The organism is Streptomyces sp. NBC_01515, from assembly GCF_045040345.1.
Classification (GTDB): Bacteria; Actinomycetota; Actinomycetes; order Streptomycetales; family Streptomycetaceae; genus Streptomyces.
The window spans coordinates 942,411-961,316 of record NZ_CP109416.1 but is presented as its reverse complement, the minus strand read 5'-3'; the positions used below and the strand labels follow the sequence as shown (position 1 = coordinate 961,316).

The following is an 18,906-nucleotide window of genomic DNA, read 5'->3' as shown; positions in this document are numbered from 1 at the left end:
GGTACGACAGAGATTCGGTACGACAGAGAGGAGGATGCCGATGACTGACGAGACGATCGGCATCGTCGGCGCCGGCATCGTGGGCCTGGCCACCGCCCGCGAGATCGCCCTGCGCCGCCCCGGCACCCGGGTCGTGGTCCTGGAGAAGGAACACGAGGTCGCCGTCCACCAGACCGGCCACAACTCCGGGGTCGTACACGCCGGCATCTACTACGCGCCGGGCAGCCTCAAGGCCGACCTGTGCGTCCGAGGCGTAGCGATCCTGCGCGAGTACTGCCAGGACCGCGGGCTGCCGTACGACGAGATCGGCAAGCTCGTAGTGGCCGTAAGCCAGGACGAGTTGGGCCGGATGGAGAACCTCTACGAGCGGGCCAGGAACAACCACGTGCCCGAACTCCGCAGGATCTCCCGGGAGGAGATCAAGGAGCTGGAGCCGCACGCCGGCGGCATCGCGGCCCTGCACTCCCCGCGCACCGCGATCACCGACTACCCGGCGATCGCCCGGGAGTTCGCCAAGGACATCGAGGCCTCCGGGGGCGAGGTGCGGCTCGGTTTCCCGGTCACGTCCATCACCAACGTGCCCGGCGGCATCGACGTCGCCTCGGGCCAACGACGTGTCCGCGTCGACCGGTTGATCCTCTGCGCGGGCCTCCACTCGGACGCCGTGGCGAAGTTGGCGCAGGACAAGAGGGAACCGAGGATCGTCCCGTTCCGGGGCGAGTACATGCTCCTCAAGCCGGACCGCACACACCTGGTGCGCGGGCTCATCTACCCGGTGCCCGACCCCCGTTACCCCTTCCTCGGCGTGCACTTCACCCCGCGGGTCGACGGCACCGTCGAGGTCGGCCCGAACGCCGTCCTCGCCCTGGCCAGGGAGGGCTACAGGCTCGGCCACTTCTCGGTGAGGGACCTCGCCGGACTCGTGGCGTACCCCGGCTCCTGGAAGATGGCCGCCCAGCACTGGCGGACCGGCATCAAGGAGTACCGCGGCTCGCTGTCCGCGAAGGCCTTCATGAAGGACGCCAAGCTGTACGTCCCCGGCGTCGGCGTGTCCGACGTCGTACGCGGCGGGGCGGGCGTCCGCGCCCAGGCACTGGACCCCGACGGCACGCTCGTGGACGACTTCCGCATCCACCAGGTGGGGCGGATCACCGCCGTGCGCAACGCGCCCTCGCCCGCCGCGACAGCGTCCATGGCGATCGCCGAGCACATCGTCGGCGCCGTGTTCGACAACCCGTCCGCACACTGAGAATGCCCTGCGTACAGCGGTGTTTCGCGCAACTACTGCTTGCGCTCCCAGGGCTCGGCAAGGCCTCGCGACCCGCCTAGCGTTCCTTCCGCAACACCACCTCACCAGCCCCTTCGCAAGACCTTCGTATGACCTTTCGTACGACCTTCGAGAGAAAGAGCTCACGACATGTTCGTTGTCGACACGCAGATCCACATCTGGAAGGAAGAGACCCCGGAGCGCCCCTGGGTCCCGGGCGCGCGGGAGCGCATCCGCCTCAACGGACACCGTGAGGACCCCTTCTCGTACGAGGAGGCCCTGGAGCTGATGGACGAGGCCGGCGTGAACCGGGCCCTGATCCTGCCGCCGTCCTGGGAGGGCGACCGGATCGACTACGCCCTGGAGGCATGCGAGGCGCACCCGGACCGCTTCGGCATCATGGCGCGCATCCCGCAGAACAAGCCCGAAGAGGGCAAGGCGATGCTGGCGGACTTCGCGCAGAACCCGCATGTGAAGGGCACGCGCCTCACCTTCCACCGGCCGCAGGACCGCAACTGGATGATCGACGGCACCAACGACTGGTACTGGCCGATCGCCGAGGAACTGCGCGTCCCGACGATGGTCCACGCGCCCATCTGGAAGCGGGAGTTGGGCGAGATCGCCGCCAAGCACCCCGAGCTGAAGATCATCATCGACCACATGGGCATCATGGCCCGCTGCGTCGACGACGCGATCGGCTACTGGGTCTCGGAGACCGCCGACCTCGCCGCCCACCCGAACATCTATGTGAAGCTCTCGGCGCTCCCGGGTTACTCCACGCAGCCCTTCCCGAACAACAACATCCAGAAGTACGTCCGCGAGATGGTCGACAAGTTGGGCCCGCAGCGCTGCTTCTACGGCACCGACATCACCCGGCTGCTCGGGCACGGCATCGCCTACACCGACACGATCGAGCAGTTCACCAAGCACTGGGAGTTCACGCCCGAGGAGCTTGAATGGATCATGGGCCGCGGTATCTCCGAGGTCCTGAACTGGCCGATCGAGGGCTGAGGAACCACGAGAGATGACCGACACCACCAACACCCCCGGCGCCGACGGCGGCGACGCTCTCGTCACCGCCTTCAACGCCGTCGGCGCCGACTACATCTTCTGCTCGTCGGGCTCCGAGTGGGCCCCCGTCTGGGAGTCCCTCGCCCGCCGCCACCGCGACGGACTGCCCTGCCCGCAGTACCTGGACCTGACCCACGAGACCGTCGCCGTCGGCATGGCGACCGGCTACGGCCTCATCAAGCGCCGGCCGCAGGGTGTGCTGCTGCACGCGGCCCCGGGTCTGCTCCAGGGCTCGATGGCCGTGCACGGGGCGCTGCTCGCGGGCGTCCCGATGGTGGTCAGCTCCTCGGAGTCGACCACCTACGGCGACGGCCCCGGCCAGGACCCCGGCGGCCAGTGGTACCGCAACCTGTCCGTCGTGGGCGGCCCGCACCAGATCGCGCAGCCCTTCACCAAGTGGTCCAACGAGGCCGCCAGCGTCCACACCCTTCCTACGATGGTGACGCGGGCGGCGGAACTGGCCTGGCGGGCCCCGGCGGGACCGGCGTACCTCAACGTCCCGCTGGAGATCCTGCTGGAGGGGTGGGACGGGCGCGAGGCCAAGCCGATCGTTCCGCCCGGCTCGACGCACAGCTCGCCCGAAGAGGTCGATCCTGTCGCGCAGTTGATCCGCGAGGCCGAGAATCCGGTCATCGTCACGGAGACGGCCGGCCGTGAGGCGGGCGGTTTCGAGGCGCTTGTCGCCTTCGCCGAGGCGTGGAACATCCCGGTCGTCGAGCCCGACTCGGCGGTCTGCGGCAACTTCCCGCGCACCCACCCGCTGCACGCCGGCAGCGACATCGGCCCGTGGATGGACGAGGCGGACCTGATTCTTCTGGTCAACTGCCGTGCTCCCTTCTACCCGCCGTCGCGCCGGCCCTCCAAGGCGACGATCGTCGTCATTGACGAGGTACCGCAGCGCCCGCACGTCGTCTACCAAGTCCTGTTCGCCGACACGTACTTGGAAGGGAGTATCACCAACACCCTGCGCCAACTGGCCAAGCGGGCAAAGGATGTTGACGCGGAGGCTGCAGCCGTACGCCGTGCGGCACAGGAGCAGCGGCACGCCGACGAGCAGGCCTCCATTGCCGCGGCCGAGGCAAAGGCGGCGCAGGCGGAGGGTATTGACCCGGTCCTCGTCGCCGCGAATCTGCGCAAGTTGCTGGACGGCCAGGGCGGGATCGTGGTCGACGAGACCATCACGCACAGCCGTGTCGTCAAGCGACATGTCCAGACCGCCGACCCCGACTCGTACTTCTACGTCCAGGGCGGCCTCGGCCAGGGCATCGCGGTCGCGCTCGGCGTCAAACTCGCCGCCCAGGAACGCCCGGTGGTGCTCACCATCGGCGACGGCGCGTTCACGTACAACCCGGTGATCCCGTCGTACGACGCCTCCAACGCTTACGAACTCCCGCTGCTGATCGTGGTGTTCAACAACCGCGTCTACAAATCGATGAACCTCAACCACCGGAGGTTCTACCCCGAGGGCGCCGCCGCCGACACCGGTGAGTGGCTCGGCACCGATCTGCACCGGCTGCCCCGACTCGCCGCGTTCGCCGCGCCGTTCGGGATGCACACCGAGACCGTCGACGCAGCCGAGGGCCTCGCGCCCGCGCTGGAGCGTGCGCTCAAGGCCGTGGCGGAGGGCACCACCGCCGTCGTCGACGTCCTCGTCACCCGCTGAACCAGGAAGGCACCCGCCACCATGTCCGACACCGCAACGCCCAAGCCGGGCAAGGTACTTGTCGCCGCCGACGACCTGCGCACCTTCTCCGCCGCACTCCTGGAGAAGGGCGGCCTGAACGCCGAGCAGGCGCGCACCACCGCCGACGTGTTCGTGTGGGCCGCGCTGCGCGGTGTCGACTCGCACGGCATCGCCCGCGTCCCCGCCTACCTGGAGCTGCTGGCCAAGGGCGTGGCCAACGCCGATGCCGACATCAGGGTCGAGTCAACTGCCGCGGGTGCGGCCGTCCTTGACGCCGATCGCGCTCCCGGCCCGGTGGCCCTCAGCGCCGCCGCCGACGAGGCGGTCACTCGGGCCAGGATCAGCGGAGTCGCTGCCGTCGGGGTCCGCCGCACCGTCCACACCGGCGCCATCGGCTACTACGTGTCGAAGATCGCCGAGCAGGGACTCGTCGGCATCGGCTACGTCGCCGGGATGCCCAACATGGGCTACACCGGCGTCAAGGGTGCCGCCGTGGCGACCAGCCCGCTCGCCATCGCCGTGCCGGCCGAGTCGCATGCCCCGCTGCTCCTCGACATGGCCACCGCGACCATCGCCCTCGGCAAGATCCGCCAGGCGAAGGCGAGCGGCACCCCGCTGCCCGAGGGTGCGGCGGCCACGGCGGACGGCACCCCGACCTCCGATCCCGAACTGGCCGTCATGCCACTGCCGTTGGGCGGCGCCAAGGGCTCAGGCATGTCCCTGGCGTTCGAGCTGCTCACCAGCGTGCTCGTCGGTGCGCCGATCTTCGCCGCGTTCCACTCGGACGACCCCCAGGGTCGCAAGCACCGCCAGAACGCCCTCCTCATCGCCCTCGACCCGGCGGCCTTCGGTGACCCGGCCGCCTTCACCGAGGCGGTCGACGCAACGCTGGCCACCCTCAAGCAGTTGCCGCCGGCGGACGGCGCCGAGGGCGTCTTCTACCCCGGCGAGCGCAGCGCGACGGTCGCCGAGGGGCGCGGTGCGAAGGGCATTCCCGTCGCGCCCAAGGTCTGGCGTGAGCTGACCGAGGCGGCAGGCAAGTTCGGCCTCACACTGCCGGAGCCGGTGCCGTCGGCGTGACCCAGCGGCACTGCGCCGACCGTCCGAGGGGGATGGTCGGCGAAGTGCGTTGTCCGGGAGGGGAGTTCAGACGGTACCCACGGCTTCCTGTACCTGACGCGCGATCAGGGCATAGGTCTGCAGGGCCCGTTCGTCGTCCGTGCCGTCGTAGCCGTGGTCGGCGCCGGCGACGTCGACGTGCTCGACCAGTGCCCCCGCCGTACGAAGCCGGTCGGCGTAACGCACACCCTCCGCCTTGAGCAGGTCGTACTCCGCCGTGATGACCAGCGCCGGGGCGATGCCCTTCAGGTCCGCGGTGTCCGATGGATGGGCGGGCGACACCAGCCGGTCGGTACGCACCTTCGGATCCGGGACGTACGACGCGTCGAAGACCTCGGCCATCCAGGGCTTCAACACAGGCTTCGTGATGGCGGAACGCTTGTCCTTGGCGCTGGTCGCCAGGTCCAACGGCGGATAGTGCAGCACCTGGAGCGCGATCGCGGGCCCGCCCTCCTCCAGCGCCTGCCGCGCCACCGCCGCCGCGAGTCCGCCCCCGGCACTCTGCCCGCCCACGGTGAGCCGCTCCCCGTCCCAGCCCTGCTCACCGCCGTGCTCCGCGATCCACCGGACCACCTCGAACGCCTGCCGGGGTGGCGCGGGGAACGGGTGCTGCGGCGCGACCACGTAGTCGACGTTGACCACGACGGCACCTGCCTGCGCCGCGAGGAAACGGCACAGCGGGTCGTCGAGTTCGGTCAGCGGGACGACGTAGCCGCCGCCGTGGAAGTTCACGTGCACCGGCGGAGGCGGCCCTTCGCCGGCCGGCAGGTACACCGTGGCCCGCGCCGGGGCGACGCTCGTCGGGATCGTCAACTCCCTTGTCAGGCGCGGAAATTCAGGGAGCCGCTGATGCGAGGAGGCGGCGGAACCACGTCCGCTGGGGCGCCGGTCGGCCATCACGGAAAGACGCTGCAGGGACTTGGCGGCGAAGGCGGCCACCGCCGGCCGGGCCAGAACAGACATGCCGCTCCATTCGTGGAGTGAGCGCGACGGGGGATCTCAGTCCGATCGACGGGAGTCGATCGACAGGTTTCCTGGCAATGAGTAGGGCGACGATAACACGGGTGTATTTCGGGTGGATGGTGGGATCGACGCTGTTCAGGGGCGGCGGGCCTCGGGGGCTGGGGTGTCCCGTGGAAGTGTGACACTGACACGAGTAAGTGTCACACTTCCACGGGACACCCCCTCCGGGGGCGGGAGAACCGTCCGGCGGATCAGCGGCGTTGGACAGGTCCGTCCGGCTGTCCGTGTTCACAGCGCACCTCGTGCTGCGGGCCCGACGGCGCCGAAACGGCCCGTGCCTCCGTCGTCACGCACGCCGCCCGCTGCGCCGTCTCGATCATCTCCTCGCTGTCGGTCGCCGCGTCGGCGAGGCTCACGCAGCACACCACGAGCAGTGCGGCGCCCGCGACGAACGGCAGGGCCCGGCGCGGGGGAGGAGGGGCGAGCAGTGCCCGGACCCGCTGCGGCACCGCTCCGCCGGTCGCGGCGAGTGCCGGGCGCGAACGGTTCGCCGAGGTGGCGAGCGCGGCCCGGCCCACGGCATGGGCGACGACCGTGCGATCGCCGACGCGCACGGCGGCCTCCTCGTCGGCCCAGCGCTCCAGGACGAAACTGCCCGCGTTGGACAGCGGTCGTAGGAGCGGATTCACGGCGGCGGAGAGGCGCCAGAGGGTCTGGAAGAGATGGTGGCGGCCGCGCAGATGTGCCCGTTCGTGGGCGAGAAGTGCCTCGCGTTCGCGGTCGCCGAGGCAGCGCAGCATCCCGCTGGACACGACGATCCGCCCTGGTGTCCCGGGCAGCGCGAACGCCTCCGGTGACTCGATGTCCAGGACGGCCAACTCCGTGTCGCCGGGCAGGAGTCGGCACTCGCGGCGGGCCCAGCGCAGATGCCGTAGCTGACGTGCGGCGGCGACGGTGAGACCCGTGACGGACGCGAGAAGGGCGAGGGCGGCGACCCCGGCGACCGTCAGATAGACCGGGTCGGAGGCGCGCACCGCCGCGACCGACCACCGGCCCTCCTCGGCGACCTCCGGGATCTGCACCAGCCCGGCGAACGCCAGCAACGCCAACGAGCCCAGCCAGCCGAGCGACGCCACCAGCGCTGCGGAGGCCAGGGACCAGGCGGCCGGGCGCGGGGCGAGTCGGCGGGCGGCGCGGGGTGCGAACACCGCGAGGACCATGGTGATCAGAAGGGGGACGTACACGCTGATCAGCACCGGCTCACGGTCCTTCGTCGACGCGGCCGGTGGGGTGCGGCCCGTCGTGCCCGGAGAGCAGTCGCTGCAGCAACTGCTCGTCCTGCGCGGAGAGTTCGGAGACGAAGCGGGTGAGTACCGCCTCGCGGTCGGTGCCGTGCTCCAGCAGCGAGCGCATCCGCTCCGCGGTGTGGGTCGCCTCGTCCCGGGCCGGCGCGTACGCGTACCCGCGGCCCGCGCGCTGCCGGACGAGCATCCCCTTGTCGTGCAGGCGCGACAGGATCGTCAGCACGGTCGTGTACGCGAGGTCCCCGGGCAGCCGGTCCTTGACCTGGCGCGCGGTCTGTGGCTCGTCGGCCCCGTAGAGGGCGGCGAGAACCCCGTTCTCCAGCTCACCGCGCGCCCGCCTGCCGGACGTCGCGCCGGGCTCGTCGTTCTTCCGGTCGTGCACTGTTCACCCCACCGCCTTTCACCGCTCGGCGTCACAGCCTACCCGCGCACCTACTACGGCCTGTAGGAAGTGCGCCAAGGGTTCGAAGGGAGGGGCCGAGGGGCCGTAGAGATCGGCCGAGCAGTCGGTCGCCGGGTCGATCGAGGGCTTTGCGAACGGGATCTACTACATGATGTACGAGCTTACCTACTACATGTTGTAGAGTTTCGCCGCTCCACTCCACCTGCGGAGGAAGAAGCCCATGCCCCACCTCGGAAACACGGTGCGCCGCCCGTCGTCGGCCGAGCGTGTCGTGATCGTCTCGGCGAGCGTCGGAGCCGGTCACGACGGCGCCGCCGCCGAACTGGAGCGGCGGCTGGTGGCGGCCGGTCTCACGGTCGACCGGCTCGACCTGCTGGACGTGCTGCCCGCGCGGCTCGGCCGGCTCGTGCGGGACGGCTACCACCGGATGCTCGTCCGGGCGCCGTGGGCCTACCAGCGGATCTACAGCAGCACCGAGCGCGCAGGGGGCGGCGGCGCCGTCGCGAGGGCGCTGCTCCGCTCCGCCGAGCAACGGCTGCTGCGCGCACTGCCCGCCGACACGGGTGCCGTCGTGTCGACCTACCCGGGCGCGAGCCGGGTCCTGGGCAGCCTCCGGCTCGACGGCCGGCTGACCGTCCCCGTCCTCACCTACCTCACCGACTTCTCGGTGCACCCGCTGTGGGTGGCCGACGGCGTCGACGTCCACCTCGCGCTGCACGCCGTGCCCGCCGCGCAGGCCCGGGCCGCCGGCGCACGCGACGTCCGCGTGTGCGGCCCGGTCGCCGACCCGCGCTTCCACCCCGTGGACGCGCAGGAACGCGCCGCGGCCCGCGCCCGCTTCGGTCTGCCGCCAACTGCCCCACTGGCCTTGCTGGTTGCCGGTTCCTGGGGCGTGGGCCCGGTCCGGGAGGTCGCCCGGGACCTGCGCGACTGCGGCGCGGCCGTACCGCTCGTGGTCTGCGGCCGTAACGAGACGCTGGCCGACCAGCTCCGCGCGGACGGCATCGAACACGTCCATGGCTGGGTCGACGACATGCCCGGCCTGATGCACGCAGCCGACGTCCTGGTCCAGAACGCCGGCGGCCTGACCTCCCTGGAGGCTTTCGCCACCGGCCTGCCCGTCGCCAGCTATGGCTGCATACCCGGCCACGGACTGACCAACGCGGCCGCCCTGGACGAGGCGGGCGTCGCCGCGTGGATCCGGGACCCGGTCCAACTCAAGCATGTACTGAGCGAGTTGATCGACGGCCCACGCGGACTGCTGCAACGGGAGGCGGGCCTCGCCCTGTTCGCGGACGCGCCGTCCGGCCCGGACCAGGGCCCGGCCGCCGAGACGGCCAGGATCTGCAGGACGGCCGTCGAGTCCGCCGCCCCAACTATCACTCGGCCTCCCACGCCACTCACCGCACGGCCCGCCGTCTCACCCACCCCTCGGCCCGCCACCCTGCCCGCTGTGCCACTCACCGTGCCGCCCATCGCCCGGCGGGTCCGCCGCCGACCGGCCGCCGTGCGGCTCGCGACCACCACCGTCCTGGCGTGCGCGGTATGGGCGGGCGCGGTCGGCACGGCGGTCGCCACGACCGAGGGCGGCCCGCGCCTCATGCACGCCATAGGACACGGCCTCGACCTCGACGACCTGGGTCACACACACCACCCGGATCACGTGTCCCACGGGGGTTACGCGAAAGGGCGCCACGCATGACGACCGTGGACCCTCTCCTCATGACCGCGTGTGCCGCGCCGCGCATCCTCGACCCAGCGCGCGCCGCGTCCGTCGCGCGCCGCACGAAGGGGTGCCGTGCATGACTGTCGTACGCCTTCTTCTTACGACCGCCTGCGCCACGTCGCGTAACTTCCCGTCCCCGTGCGCCACTTCCGTCGAGGGTTACGTGAAGGGATGCCACGCATGACCCCAGCAGGCATTCTCCCTACGACCGCCTGTGCCGAGCCGCGCACTCCCGACGCCGCACGCACCGCGCCCCTCGCGGGCCATGCGAACGGCCGCCTCCCATGACAGCCATCCGTCTCCTCCGCACGACCCCCCGCGTCGCGCTCCCCGCACTGCCAATCCTCGCCGCCGCGTACGCCGCCCCCGTCCTCTCCACCTACGGCCCGCTGCGCAACCGCGTCATGCCCCGCCTCTCCGGCCGCGGCCGGCCGGACCACGTGGCACTCACCTTCGACGACGGGCCGGACCCGCTGTCAACTCCGTTGTTCCTACGGCTGCTTGACGAGCGCCGGGTCCACGCGACGTTCTTCCTCCTCGGCAACCAAGCCGTACGCGCCCCCGGTCTGGTCCGCGAGATCGCCGCCGCCGGACACGAGATCGCCGTTCACGGCTGGCTGCACCGCCCGCTGCTGCTGCGCGGCCCCCGCGCCACCCACGACGACCTCGCCCGCGCCCGCGACACGGTCGGCGACCTCACCGGGCGCGCGCCACGGCTCTTCCGCCCGCCCTACGGCGTGATGTCGACCGGCGCCCATCTCGCGGCCCGCCGCCTGGACCTCACGCCGGTGCTGTGGACGGCCTGGGGCGAGGACTGGAAGGCGCGCGCCACACCCGAGTCGGTGCACCGGACGGTCACCGAGGACCTCCGCGGCGGCGGGACCGTCCTGCTGCACGACTCCGACTGCACCTCGGCACCCGGCAGTTGGCGCGCCACCCTCGGCGCCGTGCCGCGCATCCTCGACACCTGCGCGCTGCGGGGCCTGTCCGTGGGCCCGCTGCGGGAGCATGCTGTGGATCCGCTCTGAAGTTGACAATAATGTTGGCACTCCCGGTCGGCGGAATTTACGTTCGCAAGTACCTAGACCAGAGAGCCCCCCATGCTTTCGAACGCCATGAACCGTCGGACCTTCCTCACCGGCCCGCTCCGCATCGACACCGGCCGCGTGTCCGGCGTGGCCTCCCTCATCTCCGGCGTCACCGCCTTCAAGGGCCTGTCGTACGCGGCGACCACCGCGGGCGCCAACCGCTGGCGTCCGCCGCAGCGGGCGACATCCTGGACCGGCGTGCGCGTCGCGGCGACCGGTTCGGCCAGTTGGCCCCTCGCCGACGCGGCCAAGGTGGACTTCTTCGAGCGTTTCTTCGCGAGCCAGAACCCCTGGTGAGGCTTCGGCGAGGCGGGAACGGGATGGGGTGCGGGGGTGGCGGAGCGGCGGAACACCCGGCAAGTACTCTCTCGGCAGTACACGCGCCAAACGAACGCAGTAAATTACTTGAGTTACGCAACAATATGGTAAAGTGGGTCCCATGTCCACACCACCGGTCCCCGAAGCCCCCGCCTCCCCGGAGGTGACCGAGATCGAGCGAGCCCTCACTCGGATTACCTACCTGAGCACGCGTGCCCGCCAGCACGACCGGCTGATGGCCCTCGCCGGTGTGCCTCTGGACCGTGCGGCGGTGGCGTTGCTGCGGCAGGTCGCCGACTCCGACCCGCTGCGCCCGGGGGAGCTGGCCCACCGCCTCGGGGTCGAGGCATCCCATGTGACGCGGACGGTGCAGCAACTCCAGAAGTCCGGCTACGTCACCCGCGTGCCCGACCCCGACGACCGCCGCGCCCAGCGGATCGAACTGACCGAGGCAGGCCGGAAGGCCGTCAGCAGTGTCCGGGACGCCGGTGCGCGCGGCATGCAAATGGCACTCTCGGAGTGGTCGACGGACGAACTGCAGCAACTGGCAACGCTGTTCCACCGCATGGTCGACGATTTCCTGAAGCACTCGATCGACGAGGACGGCGAGACCGAGGTCGCGGCACCGGTCGGCACGGTCTGAGTTCAAGGCACGGGTCGGGGTCGACTCGGTGCCGCTTGAGGGCCGTCCGGTTTTCGGGCCCGGATCGCGCCGACGTCACCCCAGGTCGGCGACGATCTGCGGGAGGTCGGCCGTGGTGCGGATTCCGGGGGCTGCGGCGCAGACGAACGGCACGGCGTTCACCGCACGGTTCGCGGTGTAGGACGGGGACATCGCCGCCATCCGGTCGAGCGGCACCGGGAACCGCAGGTCGACGTCGAGCGGCGCGTCCCCCTCGACCGCGACATGCCAGCCGGTCGCGCGGAGATCCCAGGCGGGGTCGAGGTCGGTGGTGCAGTACCAGTTGGCCCGGAACCGCAGCAGGGGTTGCCCCTTCCGCAGACCGGACACGGTGATGCGCTGCGCGGCCACTGTGCCTACGGGTAGCGTTCCTGCCGCAATTCGGGTGCTGCGTCGGGCAGTTGCGACCTCGCCGACCGCCTCCACCGAGTCGAGCGGAGTCGAGAGCGCTTCCGCGAGCAGCCGCAATGACGGGCCGAAGCTGTCGCGCAGTCCGGCCAGACGCTGTTCGCCGAACTCGGCAGGGGGCCGGCCGAAGCCCATCACCTCGAACAGCAGCCCGGGGGAGTTTCGTTGGGAGAGGTCCGCGAACTCCTCGATCGTCAGCGCGTCGAGCCGCCGCTGGATAGAGGTGAGCGCGAGCGGCAGCGCCTCCGTGATGAATCCGGGGCTGCTGCCCGTGCTGTGCACCGAGGTCCCGCCCCGCTCGCACGCGTCCTCGATCCGCTTCCGTGTGGCCGGGTCCAGGCTGGGCGGGTGATGGAACTCGCCCCGCGTGGACACGACGTTCACGCCTGACGAGAGCAGCGCGCACACCTCGTCGAAGTCGCAGGTGCGCGGGGTGTAGAGGACGCAGTCGGCGCCGAGCGCCAGGATCTCGTCGATGTCGTGCGTCGCGAGGACCCCGGTGGTGCCGAGCCCGTCCCCGCTCAACTCGCCTGCGTCCAGGCCTGCTTTGGCCGGGGTATGGACATACACCCCGGCCAGGGTCAGGTTCGGATGCTCCAGTACGGCGCGCATGGTGCGGGCGCCGATGTTCCCGGTGGCCCACTGCACGACCCGGTAGCGCTGCATTTCACGCCGTAGCGGCTCGGTCATCGCCCACCCCTCGTTCCGGTGGGCGAGAACCGTACTCTCCCCGATGGAGAGCGTCAATTACGCCGTCGACTACCCGTCGGCTACCCGTCAGTTGTCCGTCAGTTGTGCACCGGGACGCCCGAGAGGCCGCCGAGGCAGAACTGCCAGACCTCCTCGGCCGTGACCGGAGCCGCATGGCTGCCGGCCGGAACTCCGTTGCCCTGCGCGACGAACATGACCGTCTGCATCAGGATCGAGGCCTGACGGCGGGGCTTCCCGGCGGGGATGACACCGGCGTCCTCGGCCTGCTCGACCAACTCCGTGAAGACCTGGTGCAGGGGGAGATGAGCGGTCGCCACCTGTGCGGGATGCTTCACGAGGAGTTGGAGTGCGAAGTCGCTGAACAGGGGGCGCTCCACACCGGGGTTGGACAGCGACTGCTCGAACAGCATCGTCACCCCGAGCTGTAGAGCCTGGAGCGGATCCGACAGGGAGCCGGCCGATTCGCGGATCTCCGCCGCCGACTTGGACAACGCGTCCTCGAACAGGGCGAGCAGCAGCTCGTGTTTGCCGTCGAAGTGCTGGTAAAAGCTGCGCAGTGACTGTTTGGAGCGGTCCACGACCTCCTGGACCGTGAAGTCCGTCGTCCGCTTCTCCGCGATGAGTTCCTGCGCCGCGTCCAGGAAGCGCTGCACACGTTGTTCGGCGCGGAGCTTTGCGGCACGGGTGGAACGCTCAACGGCGCGCTGGCGCCAGGCTGGTTGTTCTTCGGGGACAGCTGTCACATGAAGAACGATACTCCACTTCAGCGGTAACACTCCGGCTTCCCCTACCGAAGGGCGCACTGCAAGTTTCGAGACCCTTACTTGCGTGAGATGAGAATGATATTCTCATCACCATCCGTCCGGGTTGGCAGGAGGTTCGTCTGACATGGCATGGGACTTTTCCACCGAGCCGGAGTTCGAGGAGAAACTGGAGTGGATCCGGCGATTCCGCTCCGAGCGCGTGGAGCCGCTGGACCTGCTCCATCCGGACCGGGCATACCACCCGCTCGACGACGAACTCGGCCCCATGGTCCGGGCGTTGAAGCAACAGGTCCGCGACGAGGGGCTGTGGGCACCGCACCTCGGACCCGAACTCGGCGGGCGCGGCTTCGGCCAGGTCAAGCTCGCGCTCATCAACGAGATCCTGGGCCAGTCGAGTTGGGCCCCCGTCATCTTCGGCACGGCCGCACCCGACACCGGCAACGCCGAGATCATCGCCCGCTACGGCACCGACGAACAGAAGGAGCGCTACCTCCAGCCACTGCTGGAAGGAGAGTGCTTCTCCTGCTTCTCCATGACCGAGCCGCAGGCCGGCGCCGACCCCACGATGTTTACCACCCGCGCCGAACGCGACGGCGACGACTGGGTCATCACCGGCCGCAAGTTCTTCTCCTCCAACGCCCGCACCTCGAAGTTCGTCATCGTGATGGCCGTGACGAACCCCGACGTCAGCCCCTACAAGGGCATGTCGATGTTCCTCGTGCCCAGCGACACCCCCGGCGTCCGCATCGAACGCCACCTCGGCATCATGGGCGAGGCCACCGACGAGGGCATGCACGCACTCATCGCCTACGACGGCGTCCGCGTCCCCGCCGACGCCCTGCTCGGCGGTGAGGGCCAGGCCTTCGCGATCGCCCAGACCCGGCTCGGCGGTGGCCGTGTCCACCACGCGATGCGCGTCGTCGGCCAGAGCCAGAAGGCGCTCGACATGATGGCCGAGCGCGCCCTGTCCCGCGAGACCCAGGGCGAACGGCTCGCGGACAAGCAGCTCGTGCGCGCCGACCTCGCCGACTCCTACGCCCAACTCGCCCAGTTCCGGCTGTTCGTGCTCTACACCGCCTGGCAGATCGACAAGTACCAGGACTACAAGCGGGTCCGTAAGGACATCGCCGCCATCAAGTTCCTCACCCCGAAGGTGCTGCACGACGTCGTGTACCGCTCGATGCATCTGCACGGAGCGCTCGGTGTGTCGAACGAAATGCCGTTCTCGGACATGTGGAACGGCGCTGCCGTCATGGCGGTTGTCGACGGCCCCACCGAGGTCCACAAGATCACGGTCGCCCGTGACGTCCTGCGCGGCTACGAAGCGGCCCCCGGCCTCTGGCCCACCCAGCATCTGCCCACCCGCCGCGAATGGGCCCGGAAGCAGTTGGAGGACTTGCAGTGACGCTCGCGAACACGGAATCGCTCGCCCGCTGGCTGGACGACCAGGGCATCGCCCCCGGCGAACCCGTCGAGACGTCGTACATCTCCGGCGGCACCTCCAACGACATCTACGGCATCCGGCGCGGCGACCGGAGCATGGTGCTGCGCAAACCGCCGGAGAAGGTTCCGCCGGGGCGCAACGAGACCATGCTCCGCGAATACCGCGTTCTCAACGCGCTCAACGGCACGGACGTCCCGCACCCCGAGGCGATCGCCGTGTGCGACGACACGAGCGTCCTCGGCTCCTGCTTCTACCTCATGGCACATGTCGACGGCTGGTCCCCGATGAACTCGGACGGCTGGCCCGAACCGTTCCTCGGCGACCTGTCGCTGCGGCCCGGCCTCGCCTACCAACTCGTCGAGGGCATCGCCAAGTTGGGCAACGTGGACTGGCGCGCCCAGGGCCTGGAAGGCTTCGGCCGCCCCGACGGCTTCCACGACCGGCAGGTCGACCGCTGGCTCGCCCACCTCGCCAAGTTCCGGTTCCGCGAGATACCCGGCCTGGAGAACGCCGCTGCCTGGCTGCGGGAACACCGTCCCGCCCACTGGGAACCCGGCATCATCCACGGCGACTACCAGTTCGCCAACGTCATGTTCCAGCACGGCGCGCCCGCCAGGCTCGCGGCCCTGGTCGACTTCGAAATGGCCACCGTGGGCGACCCGTTGCTCGACCTCGGCTGGGTCGTCATGGGCTGGCCGGACGCCGACGAGGACCGCACCCAGAAGGGCTACGTCGACTACACCGGCATGCCCGACCGCGCCGATCTGCTGGAGCACTACGCCAAGGTCAGCGGCCGGGACGTCAGCGAGATCGACTACTACGTGATCCTCGCCCGGTTCAAGATGGCCGTCGTCCTCGAAGGCGGCTACGCCCGTCACGTCAGGGGCGAGGGCGGCAACCCGAAGATGGCCCACTACGGCGACGTCGTCCTGCAGATGGCCACCCAGGCGGCCGAACTCGCCGCGACGACCCGGCTATGAGAGCCGCCCGCTGCAACACCGTCGGCGGCCCGGTGGTCGTCGAGGACATCCCCGAACCGCCTTTCCCAGGGCCTGTGTTCACCGAGAACGAGGGCGGCATCCCGGTCGACGTGCACTACGCCGCCGTCAACTTCGCCGATGTCCTCGTCATCGACGGCGCCTACCAGGTGAAGGCGGAACCGCCCTTCACCCCCGGCAGTGAGTTCGCCGGCGTGGTCGCCGCGTCCGCGAACGGCTTCGAGAAGGGCGAGCGGGTCTTCGGCTCGATGTTCGTCGGCGCCTTCGCCGAACGCGTCACCGTCCGCTCGGCCGGCCTGAGCCGTATCCCCGACGGAATTCCCACCGAGCGCGCGGCGGCCTTCGGCGTCAGCCACGCCACCGCCTTCGACGCCCTCCGCCTGGTCGCCGACGTACAGCCGGGGGAGCGGGTCGCCGTCCTCGGCGCGGCCGGCGGGGTCGGCCTCGCGACCGTCGAACTCGCCGCGCTGCTCGGCGCGGAGGTCGTCGCCGTCGCCTCGACGGAGGAGAAGCGGGCGGTGTGCGCCGAGCAGGGCGCGCTGCTGACCCTGCCGTACGACGATCTGAAGCGGAGCCTGCGGGACGCGGGCGGCGCCGATGTCGTGATCGACCCGGTCGGCGGGCGGTACGCGGAAGAGGCGTTGCGGGCCATGCGCTGGGGCGGGCGGTTCGTGAGCGTGGGGTTCGCCAGCGGGGAGATCCCGCGTATCCCGCTCAACCTGCCGATGCTCAAAGGCGTCAGCCTGCACGGTTTCGACCTCGGCGGCTGGGCGCGGCACCGGCGGGACGATCTGGTCGCCGCCCGCACCGAACTCCACGGACTGTTCGCCGCCGGGAAGATCCGGCCCCGCGTCCACGCCGTGTATCCGCTCGCCGACGTCGCCGAGGCCCTCGGTCTGGGGCGCCGCGCCATCGGCAAGGTCCTTCTGGAGGTCGCGCATGGAGTTTGAGTTCGACGACGAACAGCGGCTGCTCCAGCGAGTGGTCCGCGAAACGGTCACCAAGTCACGGTCCCTGCCCGAGAAACAACTCTGGGACACCTACCTGGAGTTGGGCTGGCTCGAAGCCCCGCCGGTGGAACTGGCCATCGTCCTGGAGGAGTTGGGGTACGTCGCCGATCCGACGCCCTTCCTCGCCACGGCCACCTGGTTCGCGCCGCTGGCCGGACGGCTGCCCAACGGCTCGGGCACCGGTGTCTTCGACGGGGAGGGGAAGTTCGTCCTCGACGCCGACCGCGCGGACGAGATCGCGATTCTCACCGCCGAGGGCGTGGTCGTACGGGACGGAAAGGACCTGGCGGCCGAGCGGCTGTCCGTGTTCGACCCGACCCTGCACATCGCCCGAGTGGACGTGCCGAACCTGGTCTCCGGCGTACCGGACCTGGCTCTGATGGGCCTGGCGGTCAGCACGGTCGGCAGTTGCCGGCGCATCCTCGACCTGGTCGTCGCCCATGTGAAGCAACGGCACCAATTCGGCGTCCCCATCGGCTCGTTCCAGGCCGTCAAGCACAAGGCCGCCGACATGTACGTCGCCATCGAACGCGCCAAAGTGCTCGTGTACTTCTCCGCGCTCACCATCGCCGAGGACGACCCGCGCCGCGGCCGGGCTGCCGCGATGGCGAAAGCCGCCGCCGGGGACTGCCAACGGGTGTGTTTCCAGAACGGGTTCCAGCTGTTCGGAGCCATGGGCTACACGTGGGAGAACGAGCTGCAGATCCATCTCAAGCGGGCCAAGGCCGGGGACCTGCTCCTCGGTACGGCGTCCGAGCACAGGAAGGCGCTGCTGGTATGAGGCTGGCCCCCGACCCCGAGGTCGAGAAGTTCCGCGCCGATTTCAGCGACTTCCTCGATACCCACCTGCCCACCCCAGACGAGGCCACGGTTCGCTCCAAGTCCAGTGCGGACATACCGGATTGGGCCCGGCGCTGGCAGCGCAAGCTCTTCGACGCGGGCTGGCTGCTGCCCGCCCAGCCGCCCGAGTACGGCGGCCGCAATGCCACGCTGCCCCAAGTCGTTGCCCACCTTGAGGAGTTGTCCCGGCGCCGGATCTACCACAGCTTCAACCCGCAGGGCCTCAACATCATCGCGGCCTCACTGCTGACCTTCGGCACCGAGCAACAGAAACGCGACTGGGCCGTCCCCCTGCTGCGGGCCGAGATCACCGCCTCGCTCGGGATGAGCGAGCCAGGCGCCGGCTCCGACCTGGCCGGGCTGCGCACTCGCGCGGCCCTTGAGGGCGACCACTTCGTGGTCAACGGGCAGAAGGTGTGGACCTCGGGCGCGCACGACGCCGACGTCCTGCTCACCTTCGTCCGCACCGACCCCGAGGCCCCCAAGCACAAGGGGATCAGCGTCCTGCTCATCCCCACCGACTCCGAGGGCCTGGTCAGGCGGCCGTTCGGGTCGATCGCCGCACCCGACGACCTCGACTTCAACGAGGTGTTCTTCACCGACGTCCACGTCCCCGAGGAGAACCTCGTCGGCCTCCTCAACGAGGGCTGGCGCGTGGCCAACGGCTCGCTCGGCCACGAACGGACCCTGCTGTGGGTGCACTACGCCGAGCGCATGGACGCCCTGATCCAGGACGCGGCCTGCGACGAGGAGTGGTACGCCACCCTCCAAATGGACGTCCAGGCACTGCGGTTGCTCGGCTACCGGCTCCTCGGACCCGACCGGAACCCGGTCGAGATCTCGGTGCTCAAACTGCTCGGCTCCGAAGCCGCGCAGAGCGCCGAACTGCACGCCCTCGAACAGCACGGGACCGAGTCGCTGCTGCATCCGGTGCGGACGGGGCCGTACACCCATATGAACTTGGATACGTTCAACGCCAGTTGGTTCGAGCGGTACGCGCGCAGCTTCGGCGGGACCATCGCCGGCGGCACCTCCGAGATCCAGCGCAACATCATCGCCGAGCGCATCCTCGGCCTGCCCCGCTAGAGCCGTCGGTCCAGAGGGCC

General features: G+C 70.1%; 18 protein-coding genes. 13 read left to right on the top strand and 5 right to left on the bottom strand.

The window, feature by feature from the left end:
- Positions 1-40: 40 nt before the first annotated feature.
- The 4 genes from lhgO (at position 41) to OG407_RS03905 (ending at position 5,102) form a co-directional block, all read left to right on the top strand.
- Positions 41-1,249, top strand: coding sequence for an L-2-hydroxyglutarate oxidase (gene lhgO / locus OG407_RS03920; protein WP_405855026.1), 1,209 nt, complete (start codon positions 41-43; stop codon positions 1,247-1,249).
- Between the two features lie 168 nt (positions 1,250-1,417).
- Complete coding sequence (locus OG407_RS03915) at positions 1,418-2,278, top strand: amidohydrolase family protein (protein ID WP_405855024.1); 861 nt, start codon at positions 1,418-1,420, stop codon at positions 2,276-2,278.
- 13 nt (positions 2,279-2,291) lie between these two features.
- Complete coding sequence (locus OG407_RS03910) at positions 2,292-4,001, top strand: thiamine pyrophosphate-dependent enzyme (protein ID WP_405855022.1); 1,710 nt, start codon at positions 2,292-2,294, stop codon at positions 3,999-4,001.
- Between the two features lie 21 nt (positions 4,002-4,022).
- On the top strand, positions 4,023-5,102 hold the full coding sequence (locus OG407_RS03905; RefSeq protein ID WP_405855020.1) for an Ldh family oxidoreductase: 1,080 nt from the start codon (positions 4,023-4,025) through the stop codon (positions 5,100-5,102).
- A gap of 66 nt (positions 5,103-5,168) precedes the next feature.
- On the opposite strand, the gene OG407_RS03900 is transcribed toward OG407_RS03905, so the two are convergent.
- The 3 genes from OG407_RS03900 to OG407_RS03890 form a co-directional block, all read right to left on the bottom strand.
- On the bottom strand, positions 5,169-6,104 hold the full coding sequence (locus tag OG407_RS03900) for an alpha/beta hydrolase fold domain-containing protein (protein WP_405855018.1): 936 nt from the start codon (positions 6,102-6,104) through the stop codon (positions 5,169-5,171).
- Positions 6,105-6,355: 251 nt separating this feature from the next.
- The gene (locus tag OG407_RS03895) at positions 6,356-7,360 is read right to left on the bottom strand and encodes a M56 family metallopeptidase (protein WP_405855016.1); all 1,005 of its coding nucleotides are present in this window, start codon (positions 7,358-7,360) and stop codon (positions 6,356-6,358) included.
- Between the two features lie 4 nt (positions 7,361-7,364).
- Complete coding sequence (locus OG407_RS03890; RefSeq protein WP_405855014.1) at positions 7,365-7,790, bottom strand: BlaI/MecI/CopY family transcriptional regulator; 426 nt, start codon at positions 7,788-7,790, stop codon at positions 7,365-7,367.
- A 241-nt stretch (positions 7,791-8,031) separates the two neighbouring features.
- Between OG407_RS03890 and OG407_RS03885 the strand changes: the two genes are divergently transcribed.
- From OG407_RS03885 to OG407_RS03870, 4 genes are all read left to right on the top strand, one after another.
- Positions 8,032-9,513, top strand: coding sequence for a glycosyltransferase (locus OG407_RS03885; protein ID WP_405855012.1), 1,482 nt, complete (start codon positions 8,032-8,034; stop codon positions 9,511-9,513).
- A 308-nt stretch (positions 9,514-9,821) separates the two neighbouring features.
- A complete protein-coding gene (locus tag OG407_RS03880) occupies positions 9,822-10,565 on the top strand; it encodes a polysaccharide deacetylase family protein (protein ID WP_405855010.1) in 744 nt (247 codons plus the stop codon).
- Between the two features lie 87 nt (positions 10,566-10,652).
- Positions 10,653-10,922 carry a carboxylesterase family protein gene (locus tag OG407_RS03875; RefSeq protein ID WP_405855008.1) on the top strand — a complete coding sequence of 90 codons (270 nt, stop codon included), beginning with the start codon at positions 10,653-10,655 and terminating at the stop codon, positions 10,920-10,922.
- A 142-nt stretch (positions 10,923-11,064) separates the two neighbouring features.
- Positions 11,065-11,586, top strand: coding sequence for a MarR family winged helix-turn-helix transcriptional regulator (locus OG407_RS03870; protein WP_405855006.1), 522 nt, complete (start codon positions 11,065-11,067; stop codon positions 11,584-11,586).
- Between the two features lie 75 nt (positions 11,587-11,661).
- Here OG407_RS03870 and OG407_RS03865 read toward each other — a convergent pair whose 3' ends face one another.
- Positions 11,662-12,723: a dihydrodipicolinate reductase gene (locus OG407_RS03865; RefSeq protein ID WP_405855004.1), complete on the bottom strand. Its 1,062-nt coding sequence runs from the start codon at positions 12,721-12,723 to the stop codon at positions 11,662-11,664.
- 98 nt (positions 12,724-12,821) lie between these two features.
- The gene (locus tag OG407_RS03860; RefSeq protein ID WP_403592469.1) at positions 12,822-13,487 is read right to left on the bottom strand and encodes a TetR/AcrR family transcriptional regulator; all 666 of its coding nucleotides are present in this window, start codon (positions 13,485-13,487) and stop codon (positions 12,822-12,824) included.
- A gap of 145 nt (positions 13,488-13,632) precedes the next feature.
- Between OG407_RS03860 and OG407_RS03855 the strand changes: the two genes are divergently transcribed.
- The 5 genes from OG407_RS03855 to OG407_RS03835 are packed head-to-tail and all read left to right on the top strand — an operon-like array spanning position 13,633 to position 18,886.
- Positions 13,633-14,913 carry an acyl-CoA dehydrogenase family protein gene (locus OG407_RS03855; RefSeq protein WP_405855002.1) on the top strand — a complete coding sequence of 427 codons (1,281 nt, stop codon included), beginning with the start codon at positions 13,633-13,635 and terminating at the stop codon, positions 14,911-14,913.
- On the top strand, positions 14,910-15,932 hold the full coding sequence (locus OG407_RS03850) for a phosphotransferase family protein (RefSeq protein ID WP_405855000.1): 1,023 nt from the start codon (positions 14,910-14,912) through the stop codon (positions 15,930-15,932). Before OG407_RS03855 ends, OG407_RS03850 begins: the two co-directional genes overlap by 4 nt.
- A complete protein-coding gene (locus OG407_RS03845) occupies positions 15,929-16,900 on the top strand; it encodes an NADPH:quinone oxidoreductase family protein (protein ID WP_405854998.1) in 972 nt (323 codons plus the stop codon). The genes OG407_RS03850 and OG407_RS03845 overlap by 4 nt, the downstream gene beginning before the upstream one ends.
- Positions 16,890-17,741, top strand: a complete 852-nt coding sequence (locus OG407_RS03840) for an acyl-CoA dehydrogenase family protein (protein ID WP_405854996.1) — start codon at positions 16,890-16,892, stop codon at positions 17,739-17,741. The genes OG407_RS03845 and OG407_RS03840 overlap by 11 nt, the downstream gene beginning before the upstream one ends.
- Positions 17,738-18,886, top strand: a complete 1,149-nt coding sequence (locus OG407_RS03835; protein WP_405854994.1) for an acyl-CoA dehydrogenase family protein — start codon at positions 17,738-17,740, stop codon at positions 18,884-18,886. The genes OG407_RS03840 and OG407_RS03835 overlap by 4 nt, the downstream gene beginning before the upstream one ends.
- Positions 18,887-18,906 lie beyond the last annotated feature (20 nt).